This is a genomic window from Bradyrhizobium sp. WSM1253 (assembly GCF_000244935.1).
GTDB classification, from domain to species: Bacteria; Pseudomonadota; Alphaproteobacteria; order Rhizobiales; family Xanthobacteraceae; genus Bradyrhizobium; species Bradyrhizobium canariense.
This window is the reverse complement of the sequence record NZ_JH600073.1, coordinates 4,809,933-4,827,332: the sequence shown is the minus strand read 5'-3', so window position 1 is coordinate 4,827,332 and position 17,400 is coordinate 4,809,933. Positions and strand designations below refer to the sequence as shown.

19 protein-coding genes and 1 tRNA gene are annotated in these 17,400 nt (G+C 64.0%); 6 read left to right on the top strand and 14 right to left on the bottom strand.

Translation table 11 applies throughout. The annotated features are described in order from the left end of the window. Positions 1 to 21: 21 nt before the first annotated feature. Positions 22 to 912, bottom strand: coding sequence for a S9 family peptidase (locus BRA1253DRAFT_RS24300; protein WP_007598727.1), 891 nt, complete (start codon positions 910 to 912; stop codon positions 22 to 24). Between the two features lie 262 nt (positions 913 to 1,174). Between BRA1253DRAFT_RS24300 and BRA1253DRAFT_RS24295 the strand changes: the two genes are divergently transcribed. Together BRA1253DRAFT_RS24295 and ppa are read left to right on the top strand one after the other, a co-directional pair. Continuing rightward, positions 1,175 to 1,684, top strand: coding sequence for a GNAT family N-acetyltransferase (locus BRA1253DRAFT_RS24295; RefSeq protein WP_007598725.1), 510 nt, complete (start codon positions 1,175 to 1,177; stop codon positions 1,682 to 1,684). 175 nt (positions 1,685 to 1,859) lie between these two features. Further along, positions 1,860 to 2,396 carry an inorganic diphosphatase gene (gene ppa / locus BRA1253DRAFT_RS24290; protein WP_007598724.1) on the top strand — a complete coding sequence of 179 codons (537 nt, stop codon included), beginning with the start codon at positions 1,860 to 1,862 and terminating at the stop codon, positions 2,394 to 2,396. A 37-nt stretch (positions 2,397 to 2,433) separates the two neighbouring features. On the opposite strand, the gene folD is transcribed toward ppa, so the two are convergent. Genes folD through BRA1253DRAFT_RS24275 form a run of 3 tightly spaced genes read right to left on the bottom strand, consistent with a single transcriptional unit; the run spans position 2,434 to position 3,984 of the window. After that, complete coding sequence (gene folD, locus BRA1253DRAFT_RS24285) at positions 2,434 to 3,318, bottom strand: bifunctional methylenetetrahydrofolate dehydrogenase/methenyltetrahydrofolate cyclohydrolase FolD (RefSeq protein ID WP_007598723.1); 885 nt, start codon at positions 3,316 to 3,318, stop codon at positions 2,434 to 2,436. Between the two features lie 10 nt (positions 3,319 to 3,328). Next, the gene (locus tag BRA1253DRAFT_RS24280) at positions 3,329 to 3,673 is read right to left on the bottom strand and encodes a DUF167 domain-containing protein (protein WP_007598722.1); all 345 of its coding nucleotides are present in this window, start codon (positions 3,671 to 3,673) and stop codon (positions 3,329 to 3,331) included. Positions 3,674 to 3,693: 20 nt separating this feature from the next. Then, positions 3,694 to 3,984 carry a YggT family protein gene (locus BRA1253DRAFT_RS24275; protein ID WP_007598721.1) on the bottom strand — a complete coding sequence of 97 codons (291 nt, stop codon included), beginning with the start codon at positions 3,982 to 3,984 and terminating at the stop codon, positions 3,694 to 3,696. 188 nt (positions 3,985 to 4,172) lie between these two features. Here BRA1253DRAFT_RS24275 and BRA1253DRAFT_RS24270 point away from each other — a divergent pair. After that, positions 4,173 to 4,248 (top strand) — tRNA-Ala (locus BRA1253DRAFT_RS24270). A gap of 119 nt (positions 4,249 to 4,367) precedes the next feature. Here BRA1253DRAFT_RS24270 and BRA1253DRAFT_RS24265 read toward each other — a convergent pair. The 7 genes from BRA1253DRAFT_RS24265 to BRA1253DRAFT_RS24235 form a co-directional block, all read right to left on the bottom strand. Beyond that, the gene (locus tag BRA1253DRAFT_RS24265) at positions 4,368 to 5,180 is read right to left on the bottom strand and encodes an enoyl-CoA hydratase (RefSeq protein WP_007598716.1); all 813 of its coding nucleotides are present in this window, start codon (positions 5,178 to 5,180) and stop codon (positions 4,368 to 4,370) included. 97 nt (positions 5,181 to 5,277) lie between these two features. After that, positions 5,278 to 6,072, bottom strand: a complete 795-nt coding sequence (locus BRA1253DRAFT_RS24260; RefSeq protein WP_007598714.1) for a glutamine amidotransferase — start codon at positions 6,070 to 6,072, stop codon at positions 5,278 to 5,280. A 127-nt stretch (positions 6,073 to 6,199) separates the two neighbouring features. Further along, the gene (locus BRA1253DRAFT_RS24255) at positions 6,200 to 6,979 is read right to left on the bottom strand and encodes an SDR family oxidoreductase (RefSeq protein WP_007598712.1); all 780 of its coding nucleotides are present in this window, start codon (positions 6,977 to 6,979) and stop codon (positions 6,200 to 6,202) included. Between the two features lie 227 nt (positions 6,980 to 7,206). Continuing rightward, a complete protein-coding gene (locus BRA1253DRAFT_RS24250; protein WP_007598711.1) occupies positions 7,207 to 7,695 on the bottom strand; it encodes a TerB family tellurite resistance protein in 489 nt (162 codons plus the stop codon). A gap of 309 nt (positions 7,696 to 8,004) precedes the next feature. Then, a complete protein-coding gene (locus tag BRA1253DRAFT_RS24245) occupies positions 8,005 to 9,414 on the bottom strand; it encodes an adenylate/guanylate cyclase domain-containing protein (RefSeq protein WP_007598710.1) in 1,410 nt (469 codons plus the stop codon). Positions 9,415 to 9,464: 50 nt separating this feature from the next. Then, positions 9,465 to 10,832 (bottom strand): cytochrome P450, encoded by a 1,368-nt coding sequence (locus BRA1253DRAFT_RS24240; RefSeq protein WP_007598709.1) that lies wholly within the window; start codon positions 10,830 to 10,832, stop codon positions 9,465 to 9,467. Between the two features lie 34 nt (positions 10,833 to 10,866). Continuing rightward, the gene (locus BRA1253DRAFT_RS24235; RefSeq protein ID WP_007598708.1) at positions 10,867 to 12,234 is read right to left on the bottom strand and encodes a hypothetical protein; all 1,368 of its coding nucleotides are present in this window, start codon (positions 12,232 to 12,234) and stop codon (positions 10,867 to 10,869) included. Between the two features lie 161 nt (positions 12,235 to 12,395). Here BRA1253DRAFT_RS24235 and BRA1253DRAFT_RS24230 point away from each other — a divergent pair, with 161 nt between their 5' ends. After that, the gene (locus tag BRA1253DRAFT_RS24230; RefSeq protein WP_007598707.1) at positions 12,396 to 14,084 is read left to right on the top strand and encodes an MFS transporter; all 1,689 of its coding nucleotides are present in this window, start codon (positions 12,396 to 12,398) and stop codon (positions 14,082 to 14,084) included. Between the two features lie 25 nt (positions 14,085 to 14,109). Here BRA1253DRAFT_RS24230 and BRA1253DRAFT_RS24225 read toward each other — a convergent pair whose 3' ends face one another. Next, positions 14,110 to 14,322, bottom strand: coding sequence for a hypothetical protein (locus BRA1253DRAFT_RS24225; RefSeq protein WP_007598706.1), 213 nt, complete (start codon positions 14,320 to 14,322; stop codon positions 14,110 to 14,112). 166 nt (positions 14,323 to 14,488) lie between these two features. After that, positions 14,489 to 14,815 (bottom strand): hypothetical protein, encoded by a 327-nt coding sequence (locus BRA1253DRAFT_RS24220; RefSeq protein WP_007598705.1) that lies wholly within the window; start codon positions 14,813 to 14,815, stop codon positions 14,489 to 14,491. A 253-nt stretch (positions 14,816 to 15,068) separates the two neighbouring features. Here BRA1253DRAFT_RS24220 and BRA1253DRAFT_RS24215 point away from each other — a divergent pair, with 253 nt between their 5' ends. Continuing rightward, on the top strand, positions 15,069 to 16,115 hold the full coding sequence (locus BRA1253DRAFT_RS24215; protein WP_007598702.1) for a polysaccharide deacetylase family protein: 1,047 nt from the start codon (positions 15,069 to 15,071) through the stop codon (positions 16,113 to 16,115). 76 nt (positions 16,116 to 16,191) lie between these two features. On the opposite strand, the gene BRA1253DRAFT_RS24210 is transcribed toward BRA1253DRAFT_RS24215, so the two are convergent. Further along, the gene (locus BRA1253DRAFT_RS24210) at positions 16,192 to 16,575 is read right to left on the bottom strand and encodes a hypothetical protein (RefSeq protein WP_007598700.1); all 384 of its coding nucleotides are present in this window, start codon (positions 16,573 to 16,575) and stop codon (positions 16,192 to 16,194) included. A 274-nt stretch (positions 16,576 to 16,849) separates the two neighbouring features. Between BRA1253DRAFT_RS24210 and BRA1253DRAFT_RS24205 the strand changes: the two genes are divergently transcribed. Beyond that, a partial coding sequence (locus BRA1253DRAFT_RS24205; protein WP_007598697.1) for a helix-turn-helix domain-containing protein occupies positions 16,850 to 17,400 on the top strand: 551 nt, incomplete at its 3' end.

Genomic DNA, 17,400 nt, shown 5'->3' with positions numbered 1-17,400 from the left:
CCAATATCAGGAAATGCAGCGTCATGGCTTTTTGCCAGCCGCCGGCTTCAGAGCGCGATCGAGTTCGGCACTCGCGGATTTGACGCCGGCCTCGCTCTCGATCATCCAGTGCCCTTCGCTGCCCACGCCCGGCAGCGCACGGAACTCGACCTTGCCGCCGCTGCGCCGAAACGCGTCGACCAACGCAAGCGAAAATGACGGTGCAAAGTAGCTGTCATTGACGGCAACGAGCCACGTGACGGGGATGCGCGCGGCCTTGCCGAATTCCGCCGCCGCCGCGAGAAGCGTATGCGGCGCGCAGATCCGGTTCGGCTCGTCATTGGCATGGCCACCGCGGCCCGGCGCAAGGGCGATGATGGCGGAGATCGCCTTCGGATCGGCATTCGCGAGCGCCAGCGCGCCCCAACCGCCGGCGGAATGGCCGATCACGATCGCAGCGTCCTTGCGGATAAAATCCTGCTTTCGCACATCGTCCAGCGCGAGCGCGATTTCGTCGGCCGTTAAACGGCCCGAGCGCACATAGTCCGCCTCGTCGCAGCCACCCTGGTCCTCGATATAGCGCCCGCCCGTTGTGCCATGGCCGAGCCGTTCCGGCACCAGCACGGCGAAGCCGCGCGCGATGAGGAATGCCGTGAGTGCGCGGTATTCCGGCTGGGGCATTTGCGCGCGTCGCAAGGCATTTTGCGTCGATGCGTGCGCGATCACCGCAAGCCGGAACGGGCCGGCACCCGGCGGGCGAAACAGCAGGGCATGAGCGGCGATGTCGGTATCCGGCGATGGCACGCGCCATTGCTGCCGGCGAAACGGATCGCCCTCCGCTCCGGACGAACCAAAAGTGACCTGAGCGCACACAGGCGACGCAGTCAGCAAGGCCAACAAAGGCAGAAGCACGAAGATATTGAGGAGCCGCATGAATTGCCGGAGGCGAGAACTGCGACGGTCACACTAGTAGGAACGAATCAATATCGGCAGACTTTCTGCGTTGCCATTGCCGTCCATTCGTTGCCGCAAAGCGGTTTTGCACCGGCGCAGAGCACCCCGGTGCCATTCGAATCGGCGTCTTGTCTTTTTTCGGTACAACATGGTTCAAATACTGATGCAGAAAGTCCACACGTTAACCGATAATTAACGATAGGTCTTGCCGCCGGCGCGGCGACTTGGTTTGATCACGTCCATGAGCACAACCCTGATCGAGGTCCGGCCGGCCAAAGCCGCAGATGCAACTGCGGTGGCGTCCACCCATGACGAAGCCTGGCGCTCCGCCTATCAGGGCATCATTCCCGGCGCCGAACTGGAGAAGCTGATCAACCGCCGCGGTCCGCAATGGTGGGACAGTGCGATCCGCAAGGGCAGCCGCGTCAGCGTGCTGGTGTTCGGCGACAAGATCGCAGGCTACGCCAATTACGGCCGCAACCGCGCCCGCAGCCTGCATTTCGACGGCGAGGTCTACGAGCTCTATCTGCGTCCCGAATTCCAGGGCCTGGGCTTTGGTCGCCGCCTATTCACCGCGGCCCGCCGCGACCTGATGCAGAGCGGCCTGAAGAGCATGGTGGTGTGGGCGCTCTCGGACAACGATCCGGCCACCGAGTTCTACCGCGCCCTGGGCGGCCGCATGGTGGCGCGCTCCTCGGAGCGTTTCGGGCCGAAGTCGCTCGACAAGGTTGCCTTCGCTTGGACCAATTGAGCTGCTGAAGTCCCGCCGGCAGCGCTTTCCTTCCGTCGATACCGCTGTCTTGAGCCGGTGATCGCCGGATTCATTATTTCCCAAAAACGCGATGGATCGGCGGGCCAAGCCCGCGTATGACAGCGCCAAAATCGCTGCCGGGTGCGATTTAACCTCGGCAACAACGGAGCCTTGAATGCGTATCGATGCGGTCTCGATCGGGAAAAACGTACCCAACGACGTCAACGTCATCATCGAAGTCCCCGTGGGCGGCGAACCGATCAAATACGAGATGGACAAGGAAGCCGGCACGCTGGTGGTCGACCGCTTCCTCTACACTCCGATGCGTTACCCCGGAAACTACGGCTTCATCCCGCACACGCTGTCCGATGACGGCGATCCCTGCGACGTCCTCATCATCAACACCCGCGCCATCATCCCCGGCGCGGTCATGAGCGTGCGTCCGGTCGGCGTGCTGTTCATGGAAGACGAGGCCGGCGGCGACGAGAAGATTTTGGCGGTGCCCTCGTCCAAGCTCACCCAGCGCTATGACAAGGTGAAGTCGTATTCCGACCTGCCGGATATCACGCTCCAGCAGATCCAGCACTTCTTCGAACACTACAAGGATCTCGAACCCGGCAAGTGGGTGAAGATCCTGCGCTGGGGCGGCCCGGAGGATGCGCACAAGCTGATCCTCGAAGGCATCGATCGCGAGAAGAAGAAGAACGCCTGAGCTCTGCTCCCTCGCCCCGCAAGCGGGGCGAGGTGAACTACACCGCCGGTTTCGGCAGCCCTGCGATCGCGCAGGCCGCGCGCAAGGTGTTCACGAGCAGGCACGCGACCGTCATCTGACCGACGCCGCCCGGCACCGGCGTGATGGCGCCAGCCACGGCGAGCGCTTCCTGATAGGCAACATCGCCAACGAGACGCGTTTTGCCGTCGTCCTTCGGGATCCGGTTGATGCCGACGTCGATCACGGTCGCCCCCGGCTTCAGCCAGTCGCCGCGCACCATCTCGGACTTTCCGACCGCGGCGTAGACGAGGTCTGCGCGCCTCACGAGCCCGGGCAGGTCACGCGAGCGCGAATGCGCGATGGTCACCGTGGCGTTCTCGTTCAGCAACAGCTGCACCAGCGGGCGGCCGACGAGGTTGGAGCGGCCGATGACGATGGCGTTCATGCCTTCGAGCGAGGCATGCACGCTCTTGGTCAAAATGATGCAGCCGAGCGGCGTGCAGGGCGACAGCGCCTCGAAGCCGCCGGCGAGGCGGCCGGCATTGTTCGGATGCAGCCCATCGACATCCTTAGCGGGATCAATGGCATTGACGACGGCCTCGGTGTTGAGGCCCTTGGGCAGCGGCAATTGCACCAGAATACCGTGCACGGCGGGATCGCGGTTAAGTTTTGCGACGAGCGCCAGGAGATCTGCTTGCGAGACGTCGGCCGGCAGCTTGTGCTCGAACGAGGCCATACCGGCGGCCTGGGTCTGGGTGTGTTTCGAGCGCACATAGACCTCGCTGGCCGGGTCGCTTCCGACCAGAACGACCGCAAGGCCCGGTACCAGATTGTGCTCGCGCTTGACGCGTGCGACCTCGTCGGCGACGCGGGCGCGAAGTTCCGCGGCGATGACTTTTCCGTCGATGATCTTGGCGGTCATGTCAGTTCCCTCAGTCCGTCGATTTGGCTGATGCGAGCAGGCGCAGCGCTTCGCCGAGCCGCGCCGGATCGCCGTCGACCGCGATCTGCTTCAGCCGCGAGGTCGCTCCCGACAGGAGTTTGACGCTGGCCTTCGGCACGCCCAGCGATTTCGCCAGCAGCACCAGAACGGCCTTATTGGCCTCGCCGCCATCCGCGATAGCGCGCACACGCACCTTGAGCACGCTGCGGCCATCGGAGAGCTGCTCGATCCCGTCGATATCGTCGCGGCCGCCGCGCGGCGTCACCCGCAGCGCGATGCTGATACCTGCGGCCCCGTAACGCCAAGGTTCCTTGATGACAAGGTTCTTTGGCAACCCAGGGCGCTCCAGCCTGCTTAGATCACGTTCGGGTAGATGTAATACAGGATCACCCGCTCGATGAACATGATGAGCAGGATCAGGATGATCGGCGAGATGTCGAGGCCGCCGAGGCTGGGCAGGAAATTGCGAATCGGCGCCAGGACCGGCTCCGTGATCCGGTACAGGAACTCCGCCACTGCCGACACGAACTGGTTGCGGGTGTTCACGACGTTGAAGGCGATCAGCCAGGACAGGATCGCGGACGCGATCAGCAGCCAGACGTAGAGGTCGAGCACGATGATGACGATGTCGAGAACGGCACGCATGGCTTTTAAAAACTCTGGCTTCGGTCGGGATTGACGTCTTTTGCTAGATATCGGTTCCCCCCGGTCCAAACAAGGGAAGTCGGTGCCGGGATGGCTAAAACCGGGTTACAGCCGTCCTTGACTTGACCTTGGCGGGGACTTAAATGGCGCCCGGTTGTCGGCCGCATTGACCAGAGCGGCCTACAAAAGGGGCCATAGCTCAGCTGGGAGAGCGCGTCGTTCGCAATGACGAGGTCGGCGGTTCGATCCCGCCTGGCTCCACCAGCCTTCGCTCGCTTCGCGAGCTACGGCTCGGCAAGCCCGGACAGTCCCTCGTAGCGAAACGAGCGAAGGCTGCCGCGGCGTAGCCCGCAGGGCGAAGACGGACTGCCGACGAATCCTTCCTACTTCCCCGTAAACCTCGGCGGCCGCTTCTCCATGAAGCTCGCGACTCCCTCCCGGAAATCGCTGCCGTTCAGCGCTACCATCATGTCCCGATTGGCTTCGATCGTCGCCTCCGCCAGCGTCTGGAACGGCACCTCGTAGAGCTGCCGCTTGATCACGGCCATCGCGCTCGGCGAGACGAAATCGGCGAGGTCGCGCGCATAGGCGTAAGTCTCCTCGCGCAGCTTCTCGGGCGAGCAGAGCCGGTTCACCAGCCCGATCCGCAGCGCCTCGTCACTCGAAACACGGCGTGCCGAGAGCAACAGATCCATCGCATTGGCGTGGCCGACGATTCGCGGCAGCATCCAGCTGATGCCGTGCTCGGCGATCAGGCCGCGCCGCGCGAAGGCGGTGGTGAACACGGTGTTGTCGGCGGCAAAGCGCAGGTCGCAATAGAGCGCGTGGACGAGGCCGATGCCGGCGGTTGCGCCGTTGAGCATGGCGATGACAGGCTTTCCGATCGACGGGTAGAAGCCATAGCGCGTCTGCCAGTCGGGCCGCCGGTTCATGTCGAAGGGCGGCAGGTTCGACGCGCGCCTGACATCATCGGGGTCGAGCCCCTTCAGCGCGTCCATGTCGGCACCGGCGCAGAAAGCGCGGCCCGCGCCGGTGATGACGATGACGCGGACGTTGTCATCGGCGCTCGATGCTTCCATCGCATGGCGCACGTCGCGCTCCATGATGGGCGTCCACGCATTCATGCGGTCGGGACGGTTGAGCGTGATGGTCGCGACCTTGTCGCTGACCTCATAGAGAATGTGTTCGTAGCCCATGGCGCTCTCCCTTTGTTTGCCGGCGCAGTTACGCGCGCGCACGTTGGCAACGAGCCTACCATACAAGGGGATGAGAAGAGCTTGTGCTAAGGCGCGATCACTCGGCCGCCTGCGCCAGCAACGGCCGGCGCGTCAGCCAGCCGTCGACGAAATGATCGAGCCAGGCGCGTTCCGCGGCATCGTAGATCGCACGGTCCGCGAAATGATGATGCCGCTGTCGCGCGCCGGGCGCGCTGAGACCGTCATAGCCCCGGGTGGTCCAGCGATGCATCATCGCGTAGGTCACGTCGGGATGGAACTGCACGCCGAAAGCGTTGCCGGTGCGGAATGCCTGCACCGGAAAATCATCGCCTTCGGCAAGCAGTTCAGCGCCAACCGGCAACTCGAAGCCTTCGCGATGCCAATGATAGACCCGCGCCGGCCAATTCGGGCAGAGCCCGTGTCCCGCTGCTGTCGGGCGAATCGGATAGTAGCCGATCTGGGTCAGCGCGTCGGCATGCGGCGCGACGCGGGCCCCCAACTGCTTCGCCAGCATCTGCGCGCCGAGGCAGATGCCGAGGAACGGCCGCTGTTCGCGGAGCGGAATTTCGATCCAGTCGATCTCGCGGCGGATGTAGTCGTCGGGATCGTTCGCGCTCATGGGACCGCCGAAGACCACAGCGCCGGCATGCTGGTCGAGGGTCTCGGGCAGCGGATCGCCGAACCGGGGACGGCGGATGTCGAGACGATGGCCGAGCGCGCGCAGCGCATTACCGACGCGGCCAGGCGTTGAGGATTCCTGATGCAGGATGATCAGAACCGGCAACCGGGTTTCGGAGGCGGCGACGTCCGGCGTCCTTCTGGGGAAGGGCACCACTTCTGCGCCACCAAACCTGTTCGTCCGGAACGACATGGTCTCTGCGAGTGCTATCGGTTCAGACCGCCAGCATAACTAAGCGATCGTTAATTTCGTGTGAGTTTGCGCACACACCCACCCGATAGAAAGCAAGCTCCGGGCCATGACCGACCGAGAGCTCGCTTTAGTGTCTTTGCCTCTGAAACCAGCTGGTGGCAGACAGAATGAAGCCGCGCGGGAAGAAGCGCAGCGCGAATGGCACGATCTTGATGCCCAGACCGGGGAGCACTGCCCGCTTGTTGGCCATCAGGCCGCGATAGGCCTGCCGTGCGACCTCGGCGGCAGGAACATTGAGAAGGGCCGTATCATGTCCGGAGCCAACGCGGGCGCGGGCCTGGAATTCGGTGGGCACCGGGCCCGGGCAAAGGACGGTGACGCGAACGCCGCGCGGTGCAAGCTCCGCCCGCAAGGCCTCGGTGAAGGAAATGACATAAGCCTTGGACGCGTAATAGACGGCCATGCCGGGGCCGGGCAGAAAGCCGGCGACCGACCCGACGTTGAGAAGACCGCCCTTGTTCCTGATCAGCTGATCGGCAAAGCGAAGCGACAGATCCGTCAGAGCCCGGACATTGACGTCCACGATGCCGACCTGCTCGACGCGGTCGCGCTCAACTGCGTCACCGAATACGCCAAAGCCGGCATTGTTGACGAGATTGTCGAGCTCGACGCCTTCGGCAGCGAGTGCGGCGGCGATCTTCTCGCCGGCATCCGCGTCCTGGAGATCGCAGGCGATCACGATCGGCTTCTTGCCGCCGTTGGCGGCGAGCTCGTTCGCGAGCGCCTCGAGCCGGTCCGCGCGTCGCGCCGTCAGCGCAAGACGGTGTCCGTTCGCGGCGAACACACGCGCCAGCTCCGTGCCGATGCCCGCCGAGGCACCGGTGATCAACGTTACCCGCTCAGTCACGATCGAGATCTCTTGAATTGAAGTTTTTGGCCCCGGAATGCTGGAACGAGAGCATAGGCCGAGCGCGACAGGCAAGCGGCGCCGCCGCATAGCCACTTGAGCGGGAAACGGGGGAAGCAGGCAAACCACGGATTTACAGGAGAAATCCGGAACCCGGACAGCCCGAGGCTACATTAAAGTTTCGTCATGTGACCTGCACAACCGTCAATTGGCGGTGTTGGCACGGATCACCCACCGACCGCGTCGTCCTTGACCTGGCCGCCGGCACGATCTGCGACCGCGTGCTTCAGGTCGATCCGGTCGCGTTGCGAAATCCCGAGCAGGTCGGAAGCGCGCCAGACCACATTATCCTCGAACTCGGTAACCTGGCCGTCGGCGTAGACCAGCTCCCACATCATCTGGACGACGCGCTTGCGGCCCTCTTCGTCGAGCGAGCGCATCATGATGCTGGTGAAGTGATAGAGGTCGACCGCCTCGCCCTCGACCTCCGTCGCATCCGCGATCAGGCGATCCGCGGTGCCGCGATCGAGCCCGAAGTGGCTTTCGATCAGACTGTGCAACTTGCGCTGCTCGGCAGCAGTCGGCTGGCCGTCCAGCGAGATCACGTGAACGAGCAGCGCGGTCGCCGCCAGCCGGTAATCACTGTCACCGAATGCGCGGTCCTGGGCATGGGGAGCAACAATGTCGGCGATGAATTGGCGCAGGCCGTCGAGCATAAGGTCCTACCGAAATCGATGAAGCCGCGGAGCGCGACTGCTACCAGCATTATATGAGCAGGAAACCCAACCGGCGCAACGTGCGTCAGTTCCGCGCGCCGCATTACGTTTCGGCAATCTGGGAGCGTTGGTTTCTGGAGGGCGGCTAAATCGTCTCTCCGACGTCGTCCTGGCGAAGGGCCAGGACCCATTACCCCAGGGTGTAGTTTGGCGAAGACTGGTTGTGGTCCGGTACGCCGACCATCCGCAATCGATAGATTCCGCGGTATGGGTCCTGGCCTTCGCCAGGACGATGTGGGGGGCAACACCTCACGGTATCTCGTACACCACCATCTTGTCGGCGATGCCGCGCAGGGCGGCCTGCTTCTGGATCGGCCTGATTTCGCGCTGCTTGAGGACTTCGGCGACTGCCGGTGCATCGAGCACCGGGCCGGTGATGTGGATCTCCTGCGCGGTCGAGAGGCTCTGCACGCGGGCGGCGATGTTGACGGTCTGGCCGAAATAATCTTGCCGCTCGTTCAGCATCACCGCGAGGCACGGACCCTCGTGGATGCCGATCTTGACGATGAGATCGGCGGTGCCGCGCTTTTTGTTGAGCTCGTCCATCGCCGCGCGCATCCGCAAACCCGCCGCGATCGCATGCTCGGGACGGACGAAGGTCGCCATCACGGCGTCGCCAATGGTCTTCACCACCGCGCCTTTCTCCGACGAGATGATCTCGAGCAGTGCATGGAAATGCGCGCGCACGAGGTCGAAGGCGGCGAGATCGCCGACGCGCTCATAGAGTGCGGTCGATCCCTTCAGATCGGTGAACAGGAAGGTCAGCGAGGTGATCTGGAGCCGCTGGTCGAGACTGAGATTGTCCGCCTTGAACACGTCGCGAAACGTCTGGTTCGACAGCATCCGCTTGGCGGTCAGGAACGGCTTGCGCTTGCCGATGAGGTGATGGAGTGCCTCGGCCGCGATGAAGACCGACGGCAGCACGCGTACGCCGGCCTGGTTCTCCAGCGACAGCCGCAGCGGGCCCGGCCGCATGGTCGTGGTTCCCGTCGGCGCCTGCACCCTGTTGTACATGATGGCGAGCTGCTGACGGTCCTTGGTCGGCTCGCCCTGCACGTCGATGAAATGGGCCGCGTGAGTCACCGGTTCGAAGATGATGATGAAATCGTTCGGCAGTTGCAGCGACATGGTCGCCTTCTCGCCGGCCGGCAGCTCCATCGTATCCAGCGTCACCTCGTTGGCGAGCGTCGCGAACGATTCCTTGTTGAAGTCGACGCCGGAACTCCAGAACACCTGCTTGAAGTACTCCCACACCGGAAGCGTATCAGGATCATGCGCCGCAATGCGCCGGACACGTGAATTGACGGTGAAGGAGACTTCGACCTGATCATCGACGGAGGCCTTGTAGCCGCAGGCGCACAGCGCACAATGATAATCATCGGGCTTGAGCGCCTTCAGGGTCGAGTGCGCACCCAACACGCCGCCGCAGCCCGGGCACAGCACATTCCAACCCAGATCGAACAGGCCGAGCCGCGCCGAATGCAGGAATGCCGAGATCGCGTGCTCTTCATCGAGACCGTGCTGCTTCGCGAAATCGAGGGCATTGACGCGGTTGAGCTCGTGATCTTCGCCGTCCTCGATGAGGCGCGCGATCGCGTCGACCACTTTCGCATCGGCGGTCTGCTTCAGAACGGAAAACTGGGCCTGGATATCGCTCATGGCGCAACTCTATCTGGTGTGGATCACGCCGTCCGCCAGGCGAACGCCTGTCACCGACGCGTGATGCGGAACAGCGGCGAACGGTCCGGCTGGGTCGTGACGACGCCGAGCGGAATGACAGGGCTGGTATCGGCAAGCTCGACACGGAACGCACCGATCAGCCGGGCCAGCGCCAGCACGGATTCGGCTTGCGCGAATGGTGCGCCGACGCAGACGCGCGGACCCGCGCCAAAGGGCAGATAGGCAAACCGATCGGGTGCTTCCGTCGACATGAAGCGTTTTGGAATGAACGCGTTCGGCTGATCCCACAGCTTCTCGTGCCGGTGCAGCAGCCACGGCGCGATCATGATGATGTCGCCCTTGCCGATGGCGACGCCGGCCGCGTTGTCCTTCTCGCGCGCGGCCCGGGCGATCAGGAAGGCCGGCGGATAAAGCCGCATGGTCTCCTCGATCGCGGCGCGGGTGAACTTCTGGCGATCGATGTCGGCCATGCTGTCGAGATGTTCGCCTCGCGTCTCGGAGGCGATCTCCTCCTGCGTATCGGGATCGAGCGCGAGCAGATAGAGCGCCCAGAATAGCGCGGTCGCCGTGGTCTCGTGACCCGCGAGGATCATGGTTGCGACTTCGTCGACGAGTTGCTCGTCCGAAAAGCCTTTGCCGGTTTCGGGGTCCCGCGCCTCGTCCATGAGATCGAACAGATCGCGCGGCGGCGCACCGTCCTTCTTGCCCATCTCCCGCCGCTCGGCGATCAGTATCGCGACGAATTCAGTCCAGCGCTTGCGGAAACGGGCGCGGGCAAAATCCATCGGGCTCGGCCAGGACAGCGGCAGCACCATGTCGAGCAAGTACGGCCGTCCGAGCCGGGCTCCATACTCCATGACGAAGTTGCGCAAGGTCGGACCATGCCGGTCCATGCCGAACGAGAACATGGTGCGTCCGGCGATCTCCAACGTCATACGCTGCATGATCTCGCGCAGATCGACCGGCTCGCTCGTCCGTCCGTCGAGCTTCGCGATGGTCTCGTCGAGCACCGCCGTCATGTGCGGAACGAGATTTGCCGTCGCACGCGGCGTGAACGCCGGCGCGAGAGTGCGGCGCTGAAACGTCCACGAATGGCCCTCCGCAATCAGAAGACCGTCGCCGAGCACGGGACGAAGCATGCGGATGCCCGCCGGGGTACGCGAATAATTCTCGTAATTGCTGAGCAGGACATGCCGGATCGCATCCGGCTGGTTCAGGATGAAACTGTTGCGGAAGAAGAAGCGGCCCTCGATGACGTCTTCCTCGTAGGCGCGCTGGCCCCAGGTCGCGATCATGTTCCGCTTGATCACGGCTAGCCGGCCGAGGAACGACATGTCGTCGGGCGCACGCGGCGGGGTCGGAGGGACGATGGGCCGACGCACGCTGGCGATGTTCATGGCTCGCTCCCGCAGAGGTGACGCAGGCAATTAGCTAGTAAGTCAGCTCGGCAATCGCAATCCTGTTCTCGGAGGCAGGCCAGGCGCGTGCCACAATTCGTTCTTCGCCAAATTGGGCCACGATGTTACGCCCCACCTCGCCGGCCGGAAGGCGCAGTGTTGCTGTCGAATCTGTGGGCACACCCGATTTGACGTCCGCCGGCTCCTTGCCGTCGAGCAGCACCACATCCCGCGGCAGGCCGAAATAGCCGCGCGGACGCGACATGATCACCACAGCCCCGGCGTCCTTGTCCGCGGGCCCGAGCGGACGCGCGGCGCGCAGATGCACGACGTCCGACGAGCGCGGGAAGGGTGAGCGGTAGATATGCGTCGTCGGCGCATCCGGCGATGCGACGACGAATTCGAGCGACCAGGAAGGCTCGACCTGCGCCGGTCCCCAGCGGCCGTCGGCACCGGTCTTCGCACTGTGGACGGCGTTGCCCTTGCGCTCACCGGTTTCAGGATCGACCCGAAACACGTCGACGCTTGCGCCGGCCACCGGCCGGTTGGTCGACACGCCGCCGGGCGCGCCGGTAACAAGCCCACTCAGCTTCACGCTCTGCTCCGGGACAATCGCGATTCGCGCGGGCTCGCGGGCGGCGATGAATTTGTAGATCTCGCGGAAGGCCCGGGGGTGGAACGCCACCTCGCGATGATCGAGCGCGCCGAGCACGAGGTTGGCCGCCCCCTTCAACTCCGGACCTTCGACGTTGACGCCGGTCGGCGTGCCGGGCTTGCCGATGAAACGGCCATCGGCCTGCGCGTATTTGTCCATGCCGTCGCTGCGCAAGGTGAGGAAGGCAACACCCGGTGTCACCTCGCTCTCGCCCTCGTTCAAGCCGCGCAGGAACGCGCCGCGGCCGTTGAACTCGCTGTTGAGCTGGTCGTCGGTCGCGAACACGCCGTGATTGGGCGTGCCGCACAGCACGGCATGGCTGACACCGCCGGGGCCGCCGTTCTTGATGACGTTGCGGATGGCATAGCCGCCGCGCGAGCTGCCGACCAGCGCCACGCGGGACCCACCCGTGCGACGCTTCAAATCGGCTATGGCGGCGGCGAGCTCGCGGCGCTGGTCCTCGGTCGAGGAGCGACCCGCCTGCTCGACCTTGTCGTCACTTCGTGCATTGGGATCGGTGAAATTGATCGCCATCATGCGGTCGCGCGCGATGCCGTTGGATTCCATCCGCCACAAGGTCGTCATCCAGAGCGCGTCGTATTCGCCATTGCCGTGGACGAACAGGATCGGCGGCACCTCGCTCGGCGCAGCGGGCGCGGGTTGAGCCAACGCGCCCGTCCGCAAGCTCGCAATTGCGAAGGGCAAGCTGCCGGCCCCTAGCATGATCATTCGTCGTGACAGCTTCATCTGTTCCTCCGCCGCAAAACCATCTCTGTGCACCGCTTATACCGGCCTAACCACTGGACAGCGAAGGACTTTCGCAGGCATCACTGAACTTGCCGGAATCGCCCAAAGACCACTCCAAGACGACTTCAAGACTACTTCTGCCAGCCCATCTGGAAGGGGATATGACCGAGCAGACGAACCGCCAGAAAATTGCGACCGACGGCATCATGGCGCCGCTGCGGTACACCGTGTTCCGGCGCATCTGGCTCGCCAGCCTCCTCTCCAATCTCGGCCTACTGATCCAGGGCGTGGGCGCCGCCTGGGCGATGACGCAGATGGCGGCCTCGGCGGACAAGGTGGCGCTGGTGCAGACCGCTTTGATGCTGCCGATCATGCTGATCTCGATGCCGGCCGGCGCCATCGCCGACATGTATGATCGCCGCGTCGTCACCCTGATCGCGCTCATGATCGCGCTGACTGGCGCGACCGCGCTCACGGTCCTGGCCTGGTTCAACTACATTTCTCCGGAAACGCTGCTCGCGTTCTGCTTCGTGGTCGGCAGCGGCAACGCGCTGTTCGGCCCGGCCTGGCAATCCTCGGTCAGCGAGCAGGTGCCGCCCGATGCCCTGCCGTCGGCCGTCGCGCTGAACGGCATCAGCTACAACATCGCGCGCAGCTTCGGTCCGGCGGTCGGCGGTGTCATCGTCGCCGCGCTCGGTGCGGTGGCGGCGTTTGCGTGTAACGCGATCCTCTATTTGCCGTTGCTGGTGGTGCTGCTGCTCTGGCGGCGCAACACCGAGCCCTCGCGGCTGCCGCGGGAGAAGCTCAACCGCGCCATGGTGTCGGGCTTCCGCTACATCACCAATTCGCCGCCGATCAAGATCGTGCTGTTGCGCACGCTGGTGATGGGCCTGATCGGCGGCGCCATCATGGCGCTGATGCCGCTGGTCGCGCGCGATCTGCTGCATGGCGGCGCGCAGACCTACGGTATCATGCTCGGCGCCTTCGGGATGGGGGCCGTGGTCGGTGCGCTCAACATCCACGAGTTACGCAAGCGCATGAGCGGCGAAGCCGCGATCCGCGCCTGCACCATTTCGATGGCGTTTGCGATGGCTGCGCTCGCCGTGAGCACCGAGCCGGTGCTGACCGCGGCTGCCCTGGTGCTCGCCGGCGCGGTCTGGATGGCCGCCGTCGCACTGTTTAATATCGGCGTGCAGCTCTCGGCGCCGCGCTGGGTCGCCGGCCGCTCGCTCGCGGCGTTCCAGGCCTCGATTTCGGGCGGCATCGCGGTCGGCGCCTGGGGCTGGGGCCATCTCACCGACTATGCCGGCGTCGAGGTCGCGCTGCTGACGGCTGCCGGCCTGATGCTGATCTCGCCGGTGCTGGGGATCTGGCTCACGATGCCGCGCGTCGGCGCCCGTAACGAAGACGCCGATTTGCTAGCGGATCCGGAAGTCAAACTGTCGCTCACGGCACGCAGCGGGCCGCTGGTGGTCGAGATCGAATACCGCGTCGCCCAAGACAACGCCCGCGCCTTTCACAACGTGATGCAGGACGTGCAGCTCTCTCGTCAGCGCAACGGTGCTTACGGCTGGTCGATCGCGCGCGACATCGCCGATCCCGAATTGTGGACCGAGCGTTACCACTGTCCGACCTGGCTCGACTATCTACGCCAGCGCAACCGCTCGACCCAGTCCGAACGCGCTCTGCATCAGGAGGCGATCGATTTCCACATCGGCCCCGATCCGGTGCGGATCCGCCGCATGCTCGAGCGTCCGTTCGGCTCGGTGCGCTGGAAAGAGGAGACGCCGGACCAGGCAGCAAGTGAGGTGCTGCCCGTGGTCGCCACTGCGGCGGGAAGCAGCACGTAGGGTTTCGCGAGTCCGTAGCGACGTCTTACTGCCCGTGATCCGTCAGCACCTTCTCGCAGCCTTTGGTGAGCCGCGTACGGTTTTGCTTGAGGCAGGCGAGCACAACCTGATCGCCATTGTTCATCACCGGGCGGCAGAAGCGCGTCACATCGCGCGCACAGGCGTCGTGACCGGGCTGCTGCGCGGACGCAGCCGATGCAAACAGGATCAATGGAATGATGAAAAGAAATCTGGTCATCGCGTAATGCCTCTTACCCGGAAGATGTGCGGGCGAAGCTAGAGCGACGATCCCGAAGCCGCAACGGCTTTATTGGCAGGCGGGCTTGCGCTGCCGCGTGGCCCCGGCTTGACGCCGGGGCACATCGCGAGGGGAGCTAACCGACGCAACGACGCTATCGTTACTGTTACTGAGCGTCCTGGGCGTCAGCGACCTTGCGTGACGCGCCGCCCTTGGCGAGGTCCTTGTCCATCACCGCACGGCAACCGGCGCTCAGATCCGAACGATGCTTCATCATGCACGCCGTGATCTTCGGGATGTTCGGGATTTCCGACGAGCACAGGCGGAAAGCGTCGCCGGTGCACTGCTGCTGGGCTTCGGACGAGAAGGCGAAGCTGGAGCCGGTCGAGGCGATCGAGAGGATGGCGGCAAAGCCCAGAGCCAGGCTGGTGTCGCGGATCTTGCTACTCAAGGACTTGGTGTTCAGAGACTTGGTGTTCAGCGAGTTGGTCATTTGAAGCTCCCATTGGCACCGCTGGAAGCGGGCCCGTTGTTGATGGGATCGACCATGCTCCAGCAAAACAGTTTCCACTGTGATGACGGTCACGGGAGGCCCACCCTCTGTGACTATGGTCACGTTGGCGCACCTCGCTGAAATTCCTTCATATCCGCTGTCGTGTTGGTGTCACGTTAACTGTTCCTTCGCATTAATGGCTCGTCGAGCGGGAAATTCCGCCGGTTTGGTTGCGTAATTGGAAAGAATGGCGATGCGTAATGCGTTGGGCCTGATGCTGGCCAGTGTAGTTGCGGCGGTCGTGATTGCCGCCGGCGGTTGGTTTTATTATTCCTCGCGCGCCGACCAGGCCGCTCCCAAGACGATTGCCGCCCGTGCCGCCGATCAATTGCCGGCACAGGCGAAGCTCGCCGCCAAGGACGACGTCACGACCACGGCGGCGATTGCGGCCAAACCGGCGGCAGCCGCCCCGGCCGCCGCACCCGCGCCGATGCCGGTTCAGCAGAAATCGACCTGCGCCAATCCCAACGCGCTCGGCGTCTCCCGCGTGGTCGAGATCGACACCACCGGCGGTCCGGGCTTCGGCTTCGATCATTTCAAGCAGTTCGACTTCCTCACCGACAAGGAGGTCGTGCTGACGTTCGACGACGGTCCCTGGCCGGTCAACACGCCCGCCGTGCTGAAGGCGCTCGCGGATGAATGCACCAAGGGCCTGTTCTTCTCGGTCGGCAAGCATGCGACCTACCATCCGGAAATCCTTCGCCAGGTGCTGGCGCAGGGCCACACGGTCGGCACTCACACCTGGTCGCACGTCAACCTGAACGGCAAGAAGATGACCGAGCAGATGGCCAAGGACGAGGTCGAGAAGGGTGTTAGCGCCGTGAAATACGCGCTCGGCACCAACCCGGCACCGTTCTTCCGCTTCCCGCAGCTGCAGCACAATCCGGCGATCGTGAGCTATTTCGGCACCCGCAACGTCGCGATGTTCTCGACCGACATCGACTCCTTCGACTTCAGGAAGGGCGCGACGCCGGAGAAGATCATCGAGACCGTGATGACCAGGCTCGACAAGCTCGGCAAGGGCATCATCCTGATGCACGACTTCCAGAAGCATACCGGCGAAGCCATGCCTGCACTGCTCGCGCGGCTCAAGGCCGGCGGCTACAAGGTCGTGCAGATGAAGGCCAAGACGACGCTCGAGTCGCTGCCAGAATATGACGAGGCATTGCTGAAGGACCTGAAGGTGCCGACCTCGAGCGCACGTCCGATCGGGAGCGTGGTGCAGACGGTTTCGCAGTAGCGCGTCCAGTCCGATCCAAATCTCTTGCGTCATGGCCGGGCTTGTCCCGGCCATATGCTTTTTGAGAGCGAGCGCCTTACCAGTAGATGCCGTGACGATGCAGCTCGCTGATGATGCGGCCTTCGGTCCAGCTGCGCTTGTGCTTCGGCTTGTCTGCCTTGGCCGTCGTCTTCGCGGCGGGTTGGATCGTCGTCGCGGGCGCTGAGGTCGTCGTGGTGGTCGGTGCAGCGGCCGCCGCAGGCGCCGTAAGCGAAACCGCCGGCGGCCGATCGAGATATTTCGGAGCTTCGGCGGCTGGCGCTGCTTCGCTCACCTGCGTCGGCGCGGCAGCAAGCGCTGGCGCCGTTTGCTGAACCGAAGCCGGCTCGCTCACCGCGGACAGCGACAGGCTGCGCGGGCCTCCGGCCTGGGCAGAGGCAGAGACCAGCACCATAGCGGCCACCAGAATGATCTTGCGCATATGAAATCTCCCCGTGTTTGGCGTGAGCTGGACACTAGGGGAGCTGATCGCGAGTTTATGTGATCACGATCACTCAGACTGCCGTGCGATATTGAATCCTCCGACGGTGATGCCACGGCGATGCAATGCTGTGCTCGACCGGACTCATCTGCGCAGCGCGCGCATGGTGACCAAATGCGCCGGTCACAACGCCTGGCTTGCGGAGATCAAATGAGCTGAGTTCGTACCGGACACATGGGTTACACTTTCCGCTTTTGTTCTGCGGGAGGTGTAGATGCCGTGGAAAGCGAGTTCGGTAATGGAAGAGCGCCTTCGCTTTGTCGCCCGGCTGTTGGACGGGGAAGCCATGACGGATGTGTGCCGGGAGTTCGGCATCTCCCGCAAGACCGGCTACAAGATTTTCGATCGTTACAAGGAACACGGGCTCGAGGCGCTGAACGACCGCTCCCGACGGCCGGTTCGCTACGCCAACCAATTGCCGGCCCAGATCGAGACCCTGATTGTCCAGTTCAAGGCCGAGAAGCCGCATTGGGGTGCGCGCAAGATCCGCGAGTTGCTGGTGCGCCGGCTCGATGGCGATGTTCGCGTGCCGGCCAAAAGCACCATTCATGCGGTGCTCGATCGCCACGGCCTGGTCAAACGCGGCGGCGGACCGCGCCACCGTGCGCGCGGCACGCCGCTGTCGCAAGGGACGGCCCCCAATGATCTCTGGTGCGCCGACTTCAAGGGCGAGTTCAAGCTCGGCAATGGCCGCTACTGCTTTCCCTTGACGGTCAGCGATAACGCCTCGCGCTTCCTGTTGCTGAGCGAGGCGCTCGACTCGAC

Coding starts and splice junctions, on each gene's coding strand:
- BRA1253DRAFT_RS24230 (WP_007598707.1), top strand. CDS start 12,396: ATGACCGAGCAGACGAACCGCCAGAAAATTGCGACCGACGGCATCATG.
- BRA1253DRAFT_RS24275 (WP_007598721.1), bottom strand. CDS start 3,984: ATGCGTGCCGTTCTCGACATCGTCATCATCGTGCTCGACCTCTACGTC.
- folD (WP_007598723.1), bottom strand. CDS start 3,318: ATGACCGCCAAGATCATCGACGGAAAAGTCATCGCCGCGGAACTTCGC.
- BRA1253DRAFT_RS24245 (WP_007598710.1), bottom strand. CDS start 9,414: ATGAGCGATATCCAGGCCCAGTTTTCCGTTCTGAAGCAGACCGCCGAT.
- BRA1253DRAFT_RS24295 (WP_007598725.1), top strand. CDS start 1,175: ATGAGCACAACCCTGATCGAGGTCCGGCCGGCCAAAGCCGCAGATGCA.
- BRA1253DRAFT_RS24260 (WP_007598714.1), bottom strand. CDS start 6,072: ATGTCGTTCCGGACGAACAGGTTTGGTGGCGCAGAAGTGGTGCCCTTC.
- BRA1253DRAFT_RS24225 (WP_007598706.1), bottom strand. CDS start 14,322: ATGACCAGATTTCTTTTCATCATTCCATTGATCCTGTTTGCATCGGCT.
- BRA1253DRAFT_RS24215 (WP_007598702.1), top strand. CDS start 15,069: ATGCGTAATGCGTTGGGCCTGATGCTGGCCAGTGTAGTTGCGGCGGTC.
- BRA1253DRAFT_RS24300 (WP_007598727.1), bottom strand. CDS start 912: ATGCGGCTCCTCAATATCTTCGTGCTTCTGCCTTTGTTGGCCTTGCTG.
- BRA1253DRAFT_RS24235 (WP_007598708.1), bottom strand. CDS start 12,234: ATGAAGCTGTCACGACGAATGATCATGCTAGGGGCCGGCAGCTTGCCC.
- BRA1253DRAFT_RS24210 (WP_007598700.1), bottom strand. CDS start 16,575: ATGCGCAAGATCATTCTGGTGGCCGCTATGGTGCTGGTCTCTGCCTCT.
- BRA1253DRAFT_RS24240 (WP_007598709.1), bottom strand. CDS start 10,832: ATGAACATCGCCAGCGTGCGTCGGCCCATCGTCCCTCCGACCCCGCCG.
- BRA1253DRAFT_RS24265 (WP_007598716.1), bottom strand. CDS start 5,180: ATGGGCTACGAACACATTCTCTATGAGGTCAGCGACAAGGTCGCGACC.
- BRA1253DRAFT_RS24250 (WP_007598711.1), bottom strand. CDS start 7,695: ATGCTCGACGGCCTGCGCCAATTCATCGCCGACATTGTTGCTCCCCAT.
- BRA1253DRAFT_RS24220 (WP_007598705.1), bottom strand. CDS start 14,815: ATGACCAACTCGCTGAACACCAAGTCTCTGAACACCAAGTCCTTGAGT.
- ppa (WP_007598724.1), top strand. CDS start 1,860: ATGCGTATCGATGCGGTCTCGATCGGGAAAAACGTACCCAACGACGTC.